Origin of the sequence: Actinomadura sp. 21ATH, assembly GCF_041951345.1 — a bacterium.
In the GTDB taxonomy this organism is placed as follows: Bacteria; Actinomycetota; Actinomycetes; order Streptosporangiales; family Streptosporangiaceae; genus Spirillospora.
The window spans coordinates 205,832-223,221 of record NZ_JBGNUR010000009.1; the positions used below are offsets into that span (position 1 = coordinate 205,832).

Below are 17,390 nucleotides of genomic sequence, written 5' to 3' on the forward strand. Positions count from 1 at the left end.
GGGTCAGCCCGCCAGACCGCGGACGCGGGCGTAGATGTCCAGCACCCAGAGCGCCAGCGGGATCAGCGTGATGACGACGATCATGTCGACGATGTCGCCGGCCCGGCCCCAGAACGGGGTGGGGCGGTTGTTCGGCAGCCACATCACCATCCCGACGACGATGGCGCCGATCAGCAGCAGCGGGACGAGGGCGGCGGCGAGCGAGACGGCCTGCCCGTGGTCCAGCGCGGTGCCGATGGTCAGCAGGGCCAGCCCGGTGAGCCCGGAGACCATCAGCCAGGACCGCTGGGCGACGCTGCGGAAGACCCGCGAGCGCAGCAGCAGCGACAGCGACATGGCGGCGGTGGTGGCCGTCGCCGCCCAGCCGTCGGCGGTGAAGAGGAAGAACAGGGCGCCGAGCGCGGTGATGCAGATGCAGGCGACCAGCCCCGTCGCGAACGCGTCGGCCGCACCGGTACGGGCCAGCACGCTGCGGCCGTCCACGGTCTCGGTGTCGTTCTTGAGGTCCTCGGCGCTGGTGGGGATCGGCGGCAGCGGGAGCCGGGCCAGCCGGAACGCCAGCGCCGGGATGGCCGCGGTGAACGCCATGGCGATGACGGCGGCGACGGCCGCGATCCCGGCGGGCTCCAGGCCGTCGACGAAGAAGGCGACGACCGAGCCGATGGCGCCGAGCATCGCGGCGATGGCCACGCCGAGGAACGTGGGGAGCCCGTCGACGATCAGGAAGGCGGCGATGACGGCGGTCAGGGCCAGCGCGCCGCAGCCGGCGAGCATGTGCGGGGCGCCGAGCTCGGTGATCTCCAGCGTCCTGCGCGCCGGGGCCAGCAGGCCGGCGAGGAACGCGTACGGGAGCGCCGCGTACCCGAGGATCTTGCCGGCCCCGGCGTCGCCGAACGCGCGGGACAGCGCGCCGGAGGCGACCACCGTGATGAGCGCCACGATCCCGGCGGCGATCGCCGGGAGGATCCACGGCGGTCCGGACAGCGCGATGACGGCGGCGCCGACCAGCAGCGCCGCCGCGGCGACGCCCATCCCGAACGCGCGGGTGGTGGTGGGCCGCCAGCGGTCCGAGCGGTCCTTGATTCCGCTGGCGATCACGTCGGCGACGTCGTCGAACGCCAGCTCGGGCAGCTGCGCCGACCGCGGCCGGAAGTAGAGGATCTCCCCGTCCCGGACGCCGAGCGCGCTCAGGTCCCGCGCGGGGTCGAAGGGGGCGTCGTCCAGGCGCTGCAGGACCCAGCCGGAGTGGGCGAGCCCCGCGTCGGCGAGGTTCTCGCCCGCGGCGCGCAGCAGCGTGGGGAGCATGTACGACAGGGGCACGTCGGTCGGCATGGACAGGTCGACACGGCGTCGCGGCGCGACGATCGTCACCCTGCACAGCGGGGGGGCAGCCGGCGAGTTCACGAGTGGTCCAGTCCTCCCTGGTGGTGACACCTGGCGGTCACAGCGCGGAGCCTAGAATGTTCGCTCCGATCAAGCGAAATCAACCGCTAGATTCGTCCGATGCCTATGTGGCGTGCACCGATTCGCCGAACGATCAGATGAGGCCCCCCGGAGGAACCCCCACGTGAGTACCGTCCTCGTACGGCGGCAGCAGCGCAGACAGGCCCCGCCGACGCCGAAGGGTGAGATCCTACTGGAGTCGCCTCCGGAGCTTCCCGAGGCCCAGAGCGGCGGCTTCCAGCAGGTGCTGATGTACGTCCCGATGATCGTGATGCCGGTCATGATGGGGCTGATGTTCCTGGGCGGCGGCGCCCGCAACCCGATGATGATGATCAGCAGTGGCGGCATGGCGATCGCCATGGGCGTCATGATGATCGGTCAGATGGGCCGCGGCTCCGGCGAGCGCAAGTTCAAGCTGAACGGCGAGCGGCGCGACTACTACCGCTACCTGTCGCAGGCGCGGCGCAAGGTCCGGCGGGCCGCCGAGCAGCAGCGCGAGGCGCTGGAGTGGAACAGCCCGCCGCCGGAGTCGCTGTGGTCGCTGGTGATGAGCGCCCGGCTGTGGGAGCGCCGCCCCACCGACCAGGACTTCGGCAACATCCGGATCGGGGCGGGCCCGCAGAAGCTGGCCGTCCAGGTGGTTCCGCCGGAGACCAAGCCGATCGAGGACCTGGAGCCGATGACGGCGGGCGCGCTGCGCCGGTTCGTGCGGGCGCACTCGACGGTGCCGAACCTGCCGATCGCCGCGTCGATGCCGTCGTTCTCGCGGATCATGCCGGTGGGGGACCCGGACGTGATCCGCGGCATGGTGCGGGCGATGATCGTCCAGATCGCGACGTTCCACTCCCCCGACGACGTGCGGGTTTCGGTGTGCGCGTCGCGCGAGGCGCTGCCGCAGTGGGACTGGGTGAAGTGGCTGCCGCACGCGATGCACCCCACCGAGAACGACGCGGCGGGCCCGGTCCGGCTGATCGCGCCCACCCTGTCGATGCTGGAGTCGATGCTGGCGGGCGAGCTGAAGGACCGGCCGCGGTTCACGCCGGGGCTGTCCCCGAACGACCTGCCGTACCACGTGATCGTGGTGGACGGCGGGCAGGTGACCCCTGACTCGCAGATCGGCGCGGACGGCATCGAGGGCGTGTGCGTCATCGACATCGGCGGGAACTCGGTGAACCCGACGGCCGACAACACGATGCTGCGGCTGCGGGTCGCCGCCGACAAGATGGCGATGCTGCGCCGGGACCGTACCGGCAAGGACGTGCCGACCATGCTGGGGCGGCCCGATCAGCTCACCGTGATCCAGGCGGACGGCCTGGCGCGGCAGCTGGCCCCGCTGCGCGCGAGCGCCGCGTCCGGCGGTGGCGGCGGCGAGGAGCTGGACGTGCTGTCGGCGTCCACGACGCTCACGACGCTGATGCAGGTCGGCGACCCGCGCGCGATCGAGCCGCGGACGGCCTGGCAGCCGCGGGCGCCGCGGAACCGGCTGCGCGTCCCGGTCGGCGTGGACCCGGAGGGCCGGCCGGTCGAGCTGGACATCAAGGAGGCCGCGCAGGGCGGTTTCGGCCCGCACGGCCTGTGCATCGGCGCGACCGGTGCCGGTAAGTCGGAGTTCCTGCGGACGCTGGTGCTCGGGCTGGTGATGACGCACTCGTCCGAGACGCTGAACTTCGTGCTCGTCGACTTCAAGGGCGGCGCGACGTTCCTCGGCATGGACGGCCTCAAGCACGTTTCGGCGATCATCACGAACCTGGAGGACGAGCTTCCTCTGGTCGACCGCATGTACGACGCGCTGCACGGCGAGATGGTGCGCCGCCAGGAGTGGCTGCGGGCGGCGGGCAACTACGCCTCCCTGCGCGACTACGAGAAGGCCCGCGAGCAGGGCGCGCCGCTCAAGCCGATGCCGACGCTGTTCATCGTGCTGGACGAGTTCTCCGAGCTGCTGTCGGCGAAGCCGGATTTCGCCGAGCTGTTCGTCATGATCGGCCGGCTGGGCCGGTCGCTGGGCGTGCACCTGCTGCTGGCCTCGCAGCGCCTTGAGGAGGGCAAGCTCCGCGGGCTGGACACGCACCTGTCGTACCGGATCGGCCTGCGGACGTTCTCCGCGGCCGAGTCGCGGGTGGTGCTGGGCGTGCCGGACGCGTACGAGCTGCCGCAGGCGCCCGGCCACGGCTACCTCAAGGTCGGCACCGAGACGATGACGCGGTTCCGTGCCGCGTACGTGTCCGGCCCGTACGAGCCGGAGCCGGAGAACGGGCAGCGCGGCCAGAACGGCCAGGCCGCCCAGCGGACGACGCCGCCGCAGATCGTGGCGTTCGGCGCCGACTACATCCGGCCGCCGCAGCCGCCGCAGCAGCCCGACCAGCCGCAGCAGGCCAAGCCGGCCGACGAGGGCCCCAAGGAGAGCCTGTTCGACCTGGTCGTAGGGCGGCTCGCCAACGCCGGGCCGGAGCCGCACCAGATCTGGCTGCCGCCGCTGGACGCGCCGGGCACGCTCGACCAGGTGCTGCCCAACCTCCAGCACACCGAGGAGTTCGGCTTCACCACCGCGGGCTGGGACGGCCGCGGCCGGCTGCACGCGTTCGCGGGCATCGTCGACCGCCCGTTCGACCAGCGCCGCGACCCGATGTGGCTGGACCTGTCCGGCGCCGCCGGGCACGTGGGCGTCGCGGGCCAGCCGCAGAGCGGCAAGTCGACCGCGCTGCGGACGCTGATCACCTCGCTGGCGCTCATGCACACGCCGCAGGAGGTGCAGTTCTACTGCCTCGACTTCGGCGGCGGCTCGCTGGCCGGGCTGGAGGGGCTGCCGCACGTCGGCAGCGTCGCCACCCGCCTCGACCCCGACCGGGTCCGCCGCACCGTCGCCGAGGTGACGGCGCTGATCGAGGCCCGCGAGCGGTACTTCACCGAGCGCGGCATCGAGGGCATCTCCGCGTACCGCCGGATGCGGGCGTCGGGGGAGATCCCCGGCGACGGGTTCGGGGACGTCTTCCTCGTCGTGGACAACTGGCTGACGGTGCGGTCGGAGTTCGAGCAGGTCGAGTCGGCCATCACCGACCTGGCCGCGCGCGGCCTGGGCTTCGGCATCCACATCATGGCGGCCACGAACAAGTGGTCGGAGTTCCGCACGACGATCCGCGACCTGTTCGGCACCCGGCTGGAGCTCAAGCTCGGCGACCCGTACGAGTCGGAGATCAACCGCAAGCTGGCGGTGAACGTGCCGGAGGGCCGCCCGGGCCGCGGCCTCAGCCGCGAGTCGCTGCACTTCCTGACCTCGCTGCCCCGCATCGACGGCCGCGCCACCACCGAGGACGTGGCCGACGGCATGCGGCACCTGGTCGAGACGGTGCGGGCGGGCTGGCGCGGCCGGCCGGGCGCGCCGCCGGTGCGGATGCTGCCCGACGTGCTGCCCGCCGCGCAGCTCCCGCAGGCCGCCGACACGGGCAAGCGCATCCCGATCGGCATCGACGAGGACACGCTGTCGCCCGTCCTGCTCAACATGGAGAACGACCCGCACTTCGTGGTCGTCGGCGACAACGAGTGCGGCAAGTCCAACCTGCTGCAGCTGCTCGTCCAGTCGATCAAGGCGCGGAACACCCCGAACGAGGCCCGCCTGATCATGGTCGACTACCGCCGGGCGCTGCTCGACGTGGCCGAGGGCGACCACGTCATCGGATACGCCGCGTCGTCCACGGCCGCGAACGGCCTGCTCAAGGACATCAACGGGGCGCTCGTGGCGCGGCTCCCACCGTCCGACCTGACACCCGAGCAGCTGCGCAACCGCTCGTGGTGGACGGGCTCGGACCTCTACCTGGTCATCGACGACTACGACCTGGTGGCCACCCCGTCCGGCAACCCGATCGCGCAGATCGCCGAACTGCTGCCGCAGGCCCGCGACATCGGCCTGCACGTCATCCTGTCGCGCTCGATGGGCGGCGCGGGCCGGGCCATGTTCGACCCGGTCGTCCAGCGGCTGAAGGACATGGCCAGCCCGGCGCTGGTCATGTCCGGCAGCAAGGACGAGGGCGCGCTGTTCGGCGACGTGCGGCCGTCGCCGCTGCCGCCGGGCCGCGGCACGTTCGTCGACCGCCGCACGGGCAAGCGCCTGATCCAGACGGCCTACATGGGCGAGCAGTAACCGTGTGGGGGGGCGACCCCCCCACACCCCCGCCCCGGGGGGTGGCACCCTGCGCTCGTTCCTCGCTACGGGCACCACTCCCCGGGGCAGGGGACTCCGTCCCCCGCACCCCCTGCTGGGGGCTCCGCCCCCTCGACCCCCCAAGGCGGGTGCGGGTGCCAGTCGGTGTCAGTCCTTGTCGCCGGCGGCCACGCGGGCGCGGCCGGGGCGCCAGCCGCGGCGGCGGCCCAGGGGGACGACCGCGCCGCCGAACGCGACGAGCACGGCCAGGATGATGGTCGCGGCGGCGATCACGCCGGCGATGCCGCGGGTGCGGCCGTCCTCGGGGAGCTCGCCGCCGATGTCGATCGGCCCGGCCGCCCGGCGGGCGCCCGCGCCGGCCTGGCCCGGCTCCACCAGCCCGGTGACCGCCTGCATCGGGCTGATCATGCCGTTGCCGCTGCCGGTCCCGTTGCCGCCCTCGGCGGTGGCCTTGATCCGGTCGATGACCTGCTGGTACGTGAGGTCCTTGTGCCGTGAGCGGACCAGCGCGGCCACCCCCGAGGCGTACGGCGCGCCGAAGCTCGTACCGCCCAGGCCGCCGATGTAGCCGGTCGGGCCGGTCGAGACGATCCCCTGGCCGGGCGCGGACACGTCCACCCGCGTCTTGAGGTTGGAGAAGTCGGCGATCGTGCCGTTCACGTCGGCGGCGGCGACCGACAGCACGCCCGGGTAGCTGGCGGGGTACGCCTTCTGCTCCTGGCCCCGCTGCTGGTCGGTCACGTTGCCGGCGGCGGCGACGATCAGCGCGTCCTTCCTCTGCGCGTACAGCACGGCCTTGCGCAGCGCCGGGGTGTCGGGCGCCGCCACGGACACGTTGATGACCTGGGCGCGGTCGGCGGCCCACTCGATCGCCTTGGGCAGCAGCGTGTTGTCGCTGGTGCTCTCGCCCGCGGTGAACTTGGCGTTGACCAGCTTCGCGCCCGGCGCCACCCCGACGAACGGCACCCCGCGCGACTGCCGGTGGTCGGCGGCGCCGATGATGCCGGCGACCTCCGTGCCGTGCTGGAAGCAGTCGTTCGGAGTGGTCTTGGTGGCGTCGAAGCTCGCGACGACCCGGCCGCGCAGCTGCGGGTGGTTCGCGCTCACGCCGCTGTCGACGACCGCGACCGTCACGCCCTCACCGCGGGTGACCTTCCACGCCTCCTGGAAGTCGAGGCGCTGCTGCGGCCACGGCTGCTGAGTGATCTGGTTCGCCGGCTGGCCCTGCGCCGGATTGCACTGCGCCGGCGCGGCCGCCGGCGCCGCCAGCACCGGCGGTGCGAGCGCCGTGGTCAGCACGACACATCCGGCGCCGGCCACGAGTCCCGCTACGCGCATGCTTGTGATCTCCCGATGCCCCTCTGGAACGGCAACACGACTCTAAGGGATCGCGAGCGTCCGTCCCCGCCGGGTCACCGGCCGCCGCCGATCTTGGCGAGCGCGTCGTTGATCGCCTGGGTGATCTGCTCCATCTGCTGGAGGCCCTGCTCCGCCGTTCCCGCCGTTCCCGCCGTTCCCGCCGGCTCCGGGTCGGCGGCCGCGCCGTTCTTCGCGGTGCTCTTCTTCGCCGGCTTCTTCTTGGCGGCCTTCGGCCTCGTTCCGGTGCCGCCGGACTTCGGGCGCAGATCGTCCAGCGCCGCGTTCACGGCCGCCACCAGGCGCTCCCCGAGCTCCGCGGGCTCCAGCTCCAGCGCCGCCGGCTCCAGAACGACGCTCCGCAGTCGCCCGCGCTCGGCGGTGACCGTGATCTGCCCGGCCGCGTCCGTGCCGACCCCTTCGGTGGTCATCTCGCCGTCGGCGCGCATCGCCGCCAGCGTCTCGCGGGCGTCGGCAAGGACCCGGTCCAGGTCCGCACTAGAGAACTCGGTCAAACCGGCCTTCCCCTCCGTGGTCGTTCCGCGTCTGTGGAGCATAGTGACCAGTGGTGGCCTTACCGGGGCTTACGCGGCGGCCGTTGCAGACATTTGTCCCTGTTCGCGCGGGAGGTCGGTAAAGCGGGCGTTACCATCTGGCGGGTGCACGCCGCTTCTCCCGCGTTCGCACCGCCCCCGCCGGGGCCTCCTCCCGAGGACCGGCCGCGGCGGCGGTTCGTCGTGCCGCCGGCGGTCGCGGCCGCGGTGTCGCTGCTGGTCGCGGTGCTGTGGGTGACCGGCGGCCTCAAGGAGGCGCCGCGCCAGCCGGTCAAGCCCGCCGGGAAACCGATCGACCAGGGACGCTTCACGGTGACCGTACGGGACGCGCGGATCGCGACACTCGACGCCGGCCTCGGCACCGCCCGGCAGCGCTTCATCGTCGTGCGGATGCGCGTGGTCAACACCGGCAACGACTCCGCGTCCCTGGGGATCGGCGGCCTCGGCGGCGGCATCGCCGCCCGGACGAAGGCCGGGAAGTGGGTCAGGCCGGACGAGATCGAGGGTCTGGCCGCCGGCTCGAAGACCACCTACGTCCAGCCGGGGCTGCCGGTCGAAGCGTCCGTCATGTGGAAGGCGGGCCCGGCGGACGCGCCTAAGCAGTTCACCATCGGGCTCCGGAACTGGGAGTACGAGCCCGGCTTCTCCGACAGCACGTACCAGTGGCGGGTCCAGACCGAGCGCGGCCGGATGGCCGGGCGCCTCACGCTGCCGGTGGCGGCCGGATGAAGGCCCGGATGATCCTGGTACGGGGCGGCGCCGCGATCGTCGGCACCGCGCTGCTGGCGACCGCGATGTGGCTGTACTCGGTGCGCCCCGGCGTGCAGGCCGAGGAGCTGGAGCCGATCCGTACCGAGGGCAGGGTCGGCGCGGTCGTCTCCACCCGCGACTTCCGCGTACGGGTGGATCGCGTGGTCGCGGCCCGTTCGCTCAGGTCCACCCTCGGCGCCCCCGAGCGCACGGAGGGGATCTTCCTCGTCGTCGGTTTTCAGGCGATGAGCATGAAGGAGCCGCTCACGCTCCAGTCGGTCGTGCTGGAGACGCCGGGCGGGCTCACGTTCCGGCCGGGGCCGCGGACCGGGGTGAGCGCGCCGACGGCCAACGACTACCAGCCGATGATCTGGTCCAGGTCGTCGTACGTCTTCGAGCTTCCCCGGAAGGCCGTCACGGGCGCGCGGCTCGTGGTCGGCACCGGCGGGCTGCTCCCCCAGCTCTCGGCCGCCGCGGACATCGACCTGGGCCTCACCGGGGCGAAGGCGGCCGCGCTGCTCAGGGGCGCGGCCGAGGGGTACGATCCGCGGGCGGCGCGGCCATGACGGGCCGCCACGCGTACCGGCCGCCCGAGCCGGCCGGAGGGTCCGCCGGGGAGGAGGACCCGTTCGAGCGGACCCGTCCCGACCCCGCCAGCGAGGCCGCGCCGGCGGAGACGGAGGAGCGGCGGCAGGTGCTGTCCCCGCGGGACCGGCGCGTCCTGGAGGCCATCGCGCTGATCACGCTGATCCCCGTCCTGCTGAGCCTGCGCTGGATCGTCGACGACGACCTCGCCGACAAGGTGACCCGGGACCGGCCCGAGAAGGTCACCACCGTTCCGCGGGGAACGATCGCCACCTGGAACAACGTGCGGTGGCGGCTGTACGCGCAGTCCGTCGCCGGGCCCCCGCTCGGCCAGGGCCCCGAGGTGGCGGAGCTGCGGCTGGCCGTCGCCGTGAAGCCGATGAACGACGCGGGCGCCAAGCTGCTGACCTCGTACGGCCTCGGCTACCGGGTCACCGACTCCGAAGGGCACGTGTGGTCCGGCCGCGGCTCCACGCTCACCCAGCCGCGGCCGGGTGCGGCGACCAGGCTGACCGTCACGGTCGCGCTGCCCCGCTCCAAGGCGAACTCGGTGGCCCTTGAGGTGCGGCCGCCGGAGCACTCCCAGCCGAAGGGCCCACTGCCTTTGCTGCGTTTCGCGCGTTGACCCTGGCCATCACCAGGTTGAACGTCGCGGCGAGCAGGCAGATCCGGAGGATCTCGAACACCATCCCGGTGCCGAACCCGACCATCCCCTGGCGGGGCAGCCACCACTCCAGCGGGTGCGCCCCGATGAGCTCGAACACCTGCCGCTTGACGAGGTCCTCCGCGACGTACAGGCCCATGAACAGCGCGCAGAACGCCCCGAACGGCACCACCCCCGAGCGGCGCACCAGGCGCAGCCCGTACCAGGCGGGGACGACCAGGTCGCGGATGCCGCGGGTGAGGATCTCGCGGGGGCTGTTGTGCCGCTCGATGCCCGCCTCGCGGGTGAAGCGCCGCGCGGCGCGGCCGCTCCCCAGCACGACGCGCTCGTCGCCGGCGTCCAGGCCCAGGATCACCCCGGCGATCACCAGCCAGAGCAGGCCGCCCAGCACCGCGTACCGGAACGGCGGCCACAGGTCCAGCAGCGGGCCGGTCGCGTCCGTCAGCGCCTGCCACACCTCCCGGTCGGTGATCCAGTCGCCCGCGGCCTTGCGCAGCTCGTCGATCGTGAAGATGCCGAACAGCGCGAAATTGACCTCGAAGAACGCCAGCACCGCGCCGCCGGACGTCGGCAGCCGGTCCTGCAGCAGCCATTCGGCGAGCAGCTTCAGCGCCAGGAACCCGACCGTGAGCCCGATGGCCAGGGCGAGGTGGCGCTCCAGTTCCAGGAGCATCCCGAGGCCCTCGATGTGCCCCTGGAGCCCGCCCTCCGCGAACCCCTCGCTCTGCGCCGTCGCCGCGAACTCCTTGGCGTCCTCGCTCTGCATCCCCCACGCCAGGTAGAAGATCACGAACGGCAGCACGGCCCGGCTCATCGCGCCGCTCACGCGCTCGTCGTTGCCGACGGCCCACGGGGTGAGCTCGCCGTCGTCCTCCCGCGCGTGCACGACCGCGAGCCCCTCGCGGACGCAGTGCACCATCGCCACCGTGACGCCCAGCGTGATCATCACGAGCAGGCTGACGGTGAGCAGCGGCGCGACGCTCGCGGCGAGGCCCTTCACCTGGCTGAGCCGGTAGCCGCCCTGCAGCACCCCGAAGCGCAGCAGCTCCCCCACGGTGAACCACAGCGCGAGCGGCAGCACGAACCGCCCCGCGAGCACGAGCGTGGCCCAGGGCAGGACGAGCGGCGAACGCGCCGAAATTCCCAGCACCCGCCAGATGCTACAGACCCGCCACGTCACGCAGCCCGCACACGCCCGAACTCTCTGAGGTCCTAGGGCCCTGGCCGGCATTTCTCGCCGCGCAATAGGATCGCGGCAATCGCCCCCACGAAGAGCGAGACACCCCGCGCGCCATGAGTGCTTTTTCTGAATCGCCGAGCCCGAACGCGAAGGCGAATCGGTCCGGTCCGCATTACCGGATGCTGGGACCGCTGGAGATCCGGCACCACGGGGAATGGGTCGATATCCGGCCCTCGAAAGTGCGCGCGGTTCTCGCCCTGCTGCTCGATTCCGGGGGAACGGCGGTGATGACCGCCGAACTCTGCGCCCGCCTCTGGCCGTGCCCGCCGCCCAGCGCCAAGAAGGTCGTGCAGCTCTACGTGTGCGAGCTCCGCCGCCGGCTCTGCGACCGGCAGGGGGCGACGCTGCAGACCCGCGCCGGCGGTTACCGGCTGCTCGTCGAACCCGGCGAACTCGACGCCGACCTGTTCGAGGCCCTCGTCCAGAAGGGCCGCTGCGACCTGGAATCGGGCGCCGCGGAGGCGGCGGCCGAGACGCTGCGCGAGGCCCTCGGCCTGTGGCGCGGCCCCGCGCTGGCGGACACGCGCGGGATCCCGGCGCTGGACGCCGCCGCCGCGCGGCTCGACGAGAGCCGCCTGCTGGCCGTCGAGCTCAGGATGCGGGCCGAACTCGAATGCGGGCGCCACGACAGCGTGGTGCCCGAGCTGGTGGCGCTGGTCCGTACGCATCCGTTCCGGGAGCGGCTCCGCCTGGCCCTGATGGTCGCGCTCTGCCGTTCCGGCCGCCGCTCCGACGCCCTCGCGACGGCGCGCGACCTGCGCAGGCGGCTCAGTGACGAGCTGGGGCTCACGCCCAGTGCCGCGTTCGTCCGGACCGAGCAGGCGATCATCGCCGGGCGCGCCGGGACGGCCCCGCACCGCGGTTCGCCCCGGCGCTGATCCGGCGGCCGGCGCCGGTCCCCGATGCGTCCCTGCCCCTTCCGTACCTCGTCGCACGCCTTGTCGCGCGTCCCGTCCGGCAGACGACCGGCATAGCGGCGGTAGATCCTCGTTGACGGCGTTCCTCCAGGCACCGCACCTTTTCCGTGATCGGTTCCACTCGACCGGGCCGCGGCGCCCAGGGCAGGAGAGGAGGCGCGGGATGGCGTTCGCCGACGCTTCCCTCCGGATCGCCCTCGCCGCCGTCTTCCTCTTCGCGGCGGTGAGCAAGGTCCACCGGGCGCGTGCCCGGCGGGACTTCGCCGCCACGATCCACTCGCTCGGCCCGGTTCCCGAACGGGCCGTCCCGCCGGTCGCGGCGTCCGTGGTGGGAGCGGAGTTCGTGACCGCTCTGCTGCTGCTGGACCCGCGCCTCGGCGTGCACGGCCCGGCGGCGGCCGTCCTGGCGCTCACCGCGTTCACGGCGGTGGTGGTCCGGTCGGTACGGCGCGGGGACCGGACCGCGTGCAGCTGTTTCGGCCGCACCCGCGAACCCATGGGAAGGGCCCATGTCTACAGGAATTCCATCCTGCTGGCGATGGCGGCCGGCGCCCTGGGACTCGCGGCGCACGGCCGGCACGCGTTCGACGCCGAGGCCATCGCCCCGGCCATTCCCCTCGGCGTTTTCTGGGCGTTCCTGCTCGCGTCGTTCACCGAATTCTTCTCGCTGATCCGGCCCCGGCCGGCCACAAGGAGCGTTGACAGAGGATGAGCACTGGAATCACCATCGCGGTCGCCGTCATGGGACTCATCAACCTCGTTTTCACCTACGGCGTCGTCCGCCGGCTCAAGGAGCACGAGGCGCGTTTCGCCGACCTCGTCCCCGCCGGGCCGGCGCGGGCCGCGCACCCGCCGGTCGGGAGCGAGCTGCCGGATTTCTCGGCCACCACCCGGGACGGCCGCACGGTGGACGCCTCGATGCTGCGCACCGGTGCGGCGTACATCGGGTTCTTCGACACCGGCTGCGCGCCCTGCCGGGAGCAGCTGCCCGAGTTCGCCCGCCTCGCCCGGGAACCCGGTGCCGGGCCCTGCGTCGCGTTCATCGCGGGCGGCGCGGAGGAGGCGGCGCGGCTGTCGGAGCCGTTCGACGACCGCGCCTTCGTGGTGGTCGAGGACCGGTCCGCCCCGGCCGCCGACGTCTTCGGCGTCGACGCCTTCCCTACGCTGCTGCGGGTCGACGGCGGGACGGTCACGGCCAACGCCGTCTCCTGCGCGCAGCTCCCCGCCCCGGCACCGGCCCGCGAGGCGGAACCGGCGTGAGCGGACGGCGCGGCGTCCTGGCCGGGCTGGCGCTCGCCACCGGAGGCTTGGCGTTGAGCAGGCGCCTGCTGCTCCTGGTCACCGTCCAGGGCGGCAGCATGAGGCCCGCCCTGGCCGACGGCGACCGGCTGCTGATGGTCCGGTTGCCGGGCCGGTTCGCCCGTCCCGGAGACATCGTCGCGCTCAGGGGTCCCGGGGGCGGGCTGTACGTCAAGCGAGTGACCGCGCTGGCCGGCGATCCGATCCCGCCCCAGGTCACCACGGCCGGCACGGAATCCGTGCCCGCGGGCCATGTCGTCGTCCTCGGCGACTCGCCGCACAGCCTCGACTCCAGGCAATGGGGCTGCGTTCCGCGGGACCGCGTGATCGGGGTCGCCGCCCACCTCCTGCTCCCGCGGTCCCGCCCCGGAACGCGCCGAGCAGCCGCCCGCGCCCGGCGCGGAAGAAGGGAGGCGCCCCTGCACTGAACACGGACGAACGTCATCACCGATGAATCCCGGTAGCGAGAGGTACCACCATGACCAGAATGATCCGCGCCGCGGCGGACGCGCTCGTGTCGGCCGCCGTCCCCACCGCCTCGGCGGCCGCCGCGTGCAACCCGCGGTACAACGTCGTCTGCGGGCGCGTCGGTTCCTGCGGGACCGCCTCGCAGGTGAAGTCCATCTACTACCTCAAGGCCAGCTGCGACGAGATCCTCGTCAGGCGGTGCTGCGTCGCCATCTGCACCGGAGACCCGCACAGCTGCTGCTGCTGAAAGCGCCGATCCGGGTGACCTCATGACGTCCGCCCGGTACGCGGGATCCCCCCACCCGTGTACCGGGCGGCGCGTCCCGGCAAGAGGAGGCCGTTCCACCGTGCATCTCATCGCCGTGCTCGGCCTGTCGGCGAAGGCCAGCCCGTTCCGCATGGCGTGCTACGTCGTCCTGACCGTCACCGCGGGCGCCCTGCCGGTCGCCGCCGCCTGGCTCACCAAGCTGATCGTCGACGGCCTGATCGAGCGGCGGGACGCGGCCACGCTGGTCCACTACACGATCGGTCTCGGGCTGGTCGGCCTCGCCGCCGCGCTGGTCCCGCACCTCACCCGGTACCTGCGGGCCGGGATGGACCGGCGGGCCGGGCTGCTCGCCCACGACCGGCTGCTCACCGCCGTCAACGGCTTCCCCGGCCTGGCCCGCTTCGAGACGCCCGCCTTCGCCGATCGCCTGCGGCTCGCGCAGCAATCGGCGAGCACCAGTCCCGGCCAGGCGATCGAGAGCGTGCTGGCGCTCGTCCAGTCGGTCATCACCATCGGCGGGTTCCTGGGGACGCTGCTGGTGATCAACCCGTGGATCACCTGCCTGGTCATGCTCAGCGGGATCCCGATGCTGGTGTCGGAACTGGTCCTGTCGAGGCGGCGCGCCGCCGTCCTCTGGAAGATCAGCCCGATGGAGCGCCGCGAACTCTTCTACGAGCAGCTGCTCACGAGCATCGAGGCCGCCAAGGAAGTGCGGCTCTTCGGGCTCGGCCGCCACTTCCGCGAACGCTTCCTCGCCGAACGCCGCACCGCCGACGCGGAGCGGGAGCGGCTGGACCTGCGGGAACTGATCTGCCAGGCCGGGCTGGGATTCATGGGCGCGGTGCTCTCCGCCGCCGTCCTCTTCTGGGGCCTGCTGGCCGCGCGGGCCGGTACGGTCTCCGTCGGCGACCTCATGATCTTCATTACGGCCGTCGCCGGGGTGCAGGGCGCGCTGCTCGGCTCCGCGAACGCGATCGCCGAAGCGCACCAGGCGCTGCTGATGTTCGGCCACTACCGCACGGTCCTGGCCGCCGGCCCCGACCTGCCCGCCCCCCGTGCGGCCCGCGCCGTCCGGCCGCTGGAGCACGGGATCGAGCTGCGCGACGTCTGGTTCCGCTACTCCCCCGACCACCCGTGGGTCCTCAGGGGCGTGAACCTGCGCATCGCCAAGGGCGAGACGCTCGCCCTCGCCGGCCTCAACGGGGCGGGGAAGAGCACGCTGGTCAGCCTGCTGTGCCGGTTCTACGACCCGACCCGCGGCTCCGTCCGCTGGGACGGCGTCGACATCCGCGACCTCGACATCGCGGACCTGCGCCGGCACATCGGCGTCGTCTTCCAGGACTTCATGACCTACGACCTCAGCGCGGCGGAGAACATCGGGCTGGGCGACCTCGCCCGGCTGCACGACCGTACGCTCGTCCGCGCCGCGGCGGAGCGCGCCGGCGTCCACGAGAAGATCACCACGCTGCCCGGCGGCTACGGCACGATGCTCAGCCGCGTCTTCCACTCGGCCCACGACGACGCCGACGACCCGCGGGCCGGCGTTCCGCTGTCCGGCGGCCAGTGGCAGAAGCTCGCCCTGGCGCGCGCGTTCCTGCGCGACAAGCGCGACCTGATGATCCTCGACGAGCCGGCGTCCGGCCTGGACGCGGAGGCCGAGGACCGCATCCACAGCGCGATCAAGGAGCACCGCTCCGGCCGGACCAGCCTGCTCATCTCGCACCGCCTCGGCGCCGTACGCACCGCCGACACCATCGTGGTCCTGTCCGCAGGCAGGGTCGTCGAACGCGGAACCCACGAGACCCTACTGGCCCGGAACGGCGAGTACGCCAGACTGTTCAACCTCCAGGCATCCGGCTACACCCCAGCCCCGACCGCCGCCCCCACCGGCGAACGCCTCTAGCCAGCCGTGCCGCCCACCCCCGAGCACAGGCGTCAGAGATCCAGCTCGCCGGCCTTGATCTTGCTCAGCAGGGCGGCGAAGCCGACTCGCTCAAGGGCGAGATGCCCCGCCTGCGGATTCTTGCTGTCCCGCACGCCGATCCCGAGCGAAAGATGGGCAACCTCTACTGACTCGTGGCGTGTTCGCCTTCGGTGGCCTCGCGAGAGGGCGACACGCCACGAGTCGACACGGCGGACGGCGGGGTTACTCCGTGGGGTTGGGGCCTACGAAGAGGAGGACCTGGTTCTTCGCCCAGGGGGTCGCGTCGTGCACGTACCAGGTCGGGGGGATCTGGTCGGGGCCCACGTCCTTGCTCACGTTGCCGTCCATGTAGCGGTACTCGGGGACGGTCACGTTCCGCTTCTTGAGCGCGGCCAGCACCTCGCCCACCCGCTTCTTCCGGAACGTCATCCCGTGCATGACCTCGCCCGGTGCCGTCACCGGAGCGGCGCTGTTGTACTGCTCGCCCGGACGGGCCGCGCGTCCGAAGACGACCTGCGCGGTGCCCTCGTAGCCGGTCGACACCCGGACGCCGACCGGGCAGACGTCGCCTCCGCCGCCGGTCTCGCACTCGCCCTTGGCGGTGATGGTCGTGATGTCGCGCTCGTTCGTTCCGTCGCTGGTGTCCATCATCACCACGGTGCCGACGATGGACGGGGAGACCGGCACCAGGGACAGCTCGACCTTGAGGCCGTGGGCGGCGAGTTCCTTCCCGTAGCGCTTCGGGTCGGCGAGCGGGTCGCGGACCCGCACGTCGATGTGGTCGCCCTTGCGCTTGATGGTCAGGGCCGAGGCCAGCCGGACGTTCGGGCTCTGCGCCGTGCCGGTCGCGTCCGGGCTCTGTCCGGTCGCGTTCGGGGGTGGCTGGACGGCGGGGTCCTGCGCCACCGCGGCCAGCGCCACGGCCGCGCACGCCAGGCCCGCGGCCAGCGGCAGGCCGAACGTGAGGCCCCGCGAGCGGCGGCGGCGCGGCGCGGCGGGCTCCACCGCCGTACGGGTGATGCGGTCGGCCAGGTCGGCGGCCGACTCGTCGGGCATCAGTTCCGCGGCCCGGGCGTCGGTGACGGGGGCGAGCGCGCCGATCAGGGTGTCGATGTCGCGGTTCATGGGTGCTCTCCGTTCGGGATCCGCGCGGCGGTGGGCAGGGGACGGCCGGCGGGGCTCGCGTTCGCCCGTTCCAGCGCGCGGGCGAAGCGGCGGCGGGCCCGGTGCAGGCGGATCCGCACCGCGTTGCGGGAACAGCCGAGGACGGTGGCGATCTCGCCGTGGTCCAGGCCCTCCCAGCCGACGAGGGTCAGCAGTTCCCGGTCGGCCTCGGACAGGCTCCGGAACGCGGGGCCGACGTCCGCGAGGTTCCGGTCGGGCTCGGCCGCCTCGGTGCGCAGCCGCAGGCCGAGGTCGGCGGCCAGCGCGGAGCGGCGGCGCTCGCCGCGGTGGTGGTTGGCCAGCACCCGGCGCGCCACCCCGTACAGCCAGAGCCGCGCCCGCCCGTCCCGCGGCACGTCGTCCAGCCGCCGCCAGGCCGTCAGGAACGTCTCCGCGAGGACGTCGGCCGCGTCCTGCGCGTCGGCGGTACGGCGCAGCGCGTACCCCAGGATCTGGACGCGGTTGGCCTCGTAGATCTCCTCGAATCGGCGGCGCCGGTCATCGGGTGGATGGTGGTCCTCCACGGCGGGTGCCAAGATCTCTCCTTCCGTCGCACGCCCCCGGGGCGCGGCGAACTGACCAGATGGAGATCACATGTCCGC

16 protein-coding genes and 1 pseudogene are annotated in these 17,390 nt (G+C 72.9%); 10 read left to right on the plus strand and 7 right to left on the minus strand.

The annotated features are described in order from the left end of the window. Positions 1–3: 3 nt before the first annotated feature. Positions 4–1,434: a type VII secretion integral membrane protein EccD gene (eccD, locus tag ACA361_RS25670; protein ID WP_375015831.1), complete on the minus strand. Its 1,431-nt coding sequence runs from the start codon at positions 1,432–1,434 to the stop codon at positions 4–6. A gap of 133 nt (positions 1,435–1,567) precedes the next feature. Here eccD and eccCa point away from each other — a divergent pair, with 133 nt between their 5' ends. Beyond that, positions 1,568–5,578, plus strand: a complete 4,011-nt coding sequence (eccCa, locus tag ACA361_RS25675) for a type VII secretion protein EccCa (RefSeq protein WP_375015833.1) — start codon at positions 1,568–1,570, stop codon at positions 5,576–5,578. Positions 5,579–5,746: 168 nt separating this feature from the next. On the opposite strand, the gene ACA361_RS25680 is transcribed toward eccCa, so the two are convergent. Both ACA361_RS25680 and ACA361_RS25685 read right to left on the minus strand, forming a co-directional pair. Continuing rightward, complete coding sequence (locus ACA361_RS25680) at positions 5,747–6,937, minus strand: S8 family serine peptidase (protein WP_375015835.1); 1,191 nt, start codon at positions 6,935–6,937, stop codon at positions 5,747–5,749. Between the two features lie 74 nt (positions 6,938–7,011). After that, positions 7,012–7,470: a hypothetical protein gene (locus ACA361_RS25685; protein ID WP_375015837.1), complete on the minus strand. Its 459-nt coding sequence runs from the start codon at positions 7,468–7,470 to the stop codon at positions 7,012–7,014. Positions 7,471–7,614: 144 nt separating this feature from the next. Between ACA361_RS25685 and ACA361_RS25690 the strand changes: the two genes are divergently transcribed. From ACA361_RS25690 to ACA361_RS25700, 3 genes are read left to right on the plus strand one after another with little or no spacing between them, the layout of a single operon-like run. Further along, positions 7,615–8,238, plus strand: coding sequence for a hypothetical protein (locus ACA361_RS25690; RefSeq protein ID WP_375015839.1), 624 nt, complete (start codon positions 7,615–7,617; stop codon positions 8,236–8,238). Between the two features lie 8 nt (positions 8,239–8,246). Beyond that, on the plus strand, positions 8,247–8,825 hold the full coding sequence (locus tag ACA361_RS25695; protein WP_375015841.1) for a hypothetical protein: 579 nt from the start codon (positions 8,247–8,249) through the stop codon (positions 8,823–8,825). Then, entirely contained in the window at positions 8,822–9,469 is a 648-nt protein-coding gene (locus ACA361_RS25700; protein ID WP_375015842.1) for a hypothetical protein, read from the plus strand. Before ACA361_RS25695 ends, ACA361_RS25700 begins: the two co-directional genes overlap by 4 nt. Here the strand turns inward: ACA361_RS25700 and ACA361_RS25705 are convergent. Further along, positions 9,360–10,658, minus strand: a complete 1,299-nt coding sequence (locus ACA361_RS25705; RefSeq protein ID WP_375015844.1) for a hypothetical protein — start codon at positions 10,656–10,658, stop codon at positions 9,360–9,362. The two genes, ACA361_RS25700 and ACA361_RS25705, sit on opposite strands and share 110 nt — an antisense overlap. Before the next feature lie 209 nt (positions 10,659–10,867). Between ACA361_RS25705 and ACA361_RS25710 the strand changes: the two genes are divergently transcribed. The 6 genes from ACA361_RS25710 to ACA361_RS25735 all read left to right on the plus strand — a co-directional run bounded on the left by ACA361_RS25710 (position 10,868) and on the right by ACA361_RS25735 (position 15,603). After that, positions 10,868–11,626 (plus strand): BTAD domain-containing putative transcriptional regulator, encoded by a 759-nt coding sequence (locus ACA361_RS25710; RefSeq protein WP_375015846.1) that lies wholly within the window; start codon positions 10,868–10,870, stop codon positions 11,624–11,626. A gap of 202 nt (positions 11,627–11,828) precedes the next feature. Then, entirely contained in the window at positions 11,829–12,377 is a 549-nt protein-coding gene (locus ACA361_RS25715) for a MauE/DoxX family redox-associated membrane protein (protein WP_375015848.1), read from the plus strand. Next, positions 12,374–12,925: a TlpA family protein disulfide reductase gene (locus ACA361_RS25720; protein WP_375015850.1), complete on the plus strand. Its 552-nt coding sequence runs from the start codon at positions 12,374–12,376 to the stop codon at positions 12,923–12,925. The genes ACA361_RS25715 and ACA361_RS25720 overlap by 4 nt, the downstream gene beginning before the upstream one ends. Continuing rightward, complete coding sequence (locus ACA361_RS25725) at positions 12,922–13,392, plus strand: S26 family signal peptidase (protein ID WP_375015851.1); 471 nt, start codon at positions 12,922–12,924, stop codon at positions 13,390–13,392. Before ACA361_RS25720 ends, ACA361_RS25725 begins: the two co-directional genes overlap by 4 nt. Before the next feature lie 50 nt (positions 13,393–13,442). Next, positions 13,443–13,679 carry a hypothetical protein gene (locus ACA361_RS25730; protein ID WP_375015852.1) on the plus strand — a complete coding sequence of 79 codons (237 nt, stop codon included), beginning with the start codon at positions 13,443–13,445 and terminating at the stop codon, positions 13,677–13,679. A gap of 100 nt (positions 13,680–13,779) precedes the next feature. After that, positions 13,780–15,603, plus strand: a complete 1,824-nt coding sequence (locus ACA361_RS25735; RefSeq protein ID WP_375015854.1) for an ABC transporter ATP-binding protein — start codon at positions 13,780–13,782, stop codon at positions 15,601–15,603. 32 nt (positions 15,604–15,635) lie between these two features. Here the strand turns inward: ACA361_RS25735 and ACA361_RS25740 are convergent. From ACA361_RS25740 to ACA361_RS25750, 3 genes and pseudogenes are all read right to left on the minus strand, one after another. Then, positions 15,636–15,764: pseudogene (locus ACA361_RS25740) on the minus strand (DUF397 domain-containing protein); the annotation flags it as partial. 82 nt (positions 15,765–15,846) lie between these two features. Beyond that, positions 15,847–16,749, minus strand: coding sequence for a hypothetical protein (locus tag ACA361_RS25745; RefSeq protein ID WP_375015856.1), 903 nt, complete (start codon positions 16,747–16,749; stop codon positions 15,847–15,849). Then, a complete protein-coding gene (locus ACA361_RS25750; RefSeq protein WP_375015858.1) occupies positions 16,746–17,324 on the minus strand; it encodes an RNA polymerase sigma factor in 579 nt (192 codons plus the stop codon). Before ACA361_RS25750 ends, ACA361_RS25745 begins: the two co-directional genes overlap by 4 nt. Positions 17,325–17,390: the final 66 nt, after the last annotated feature.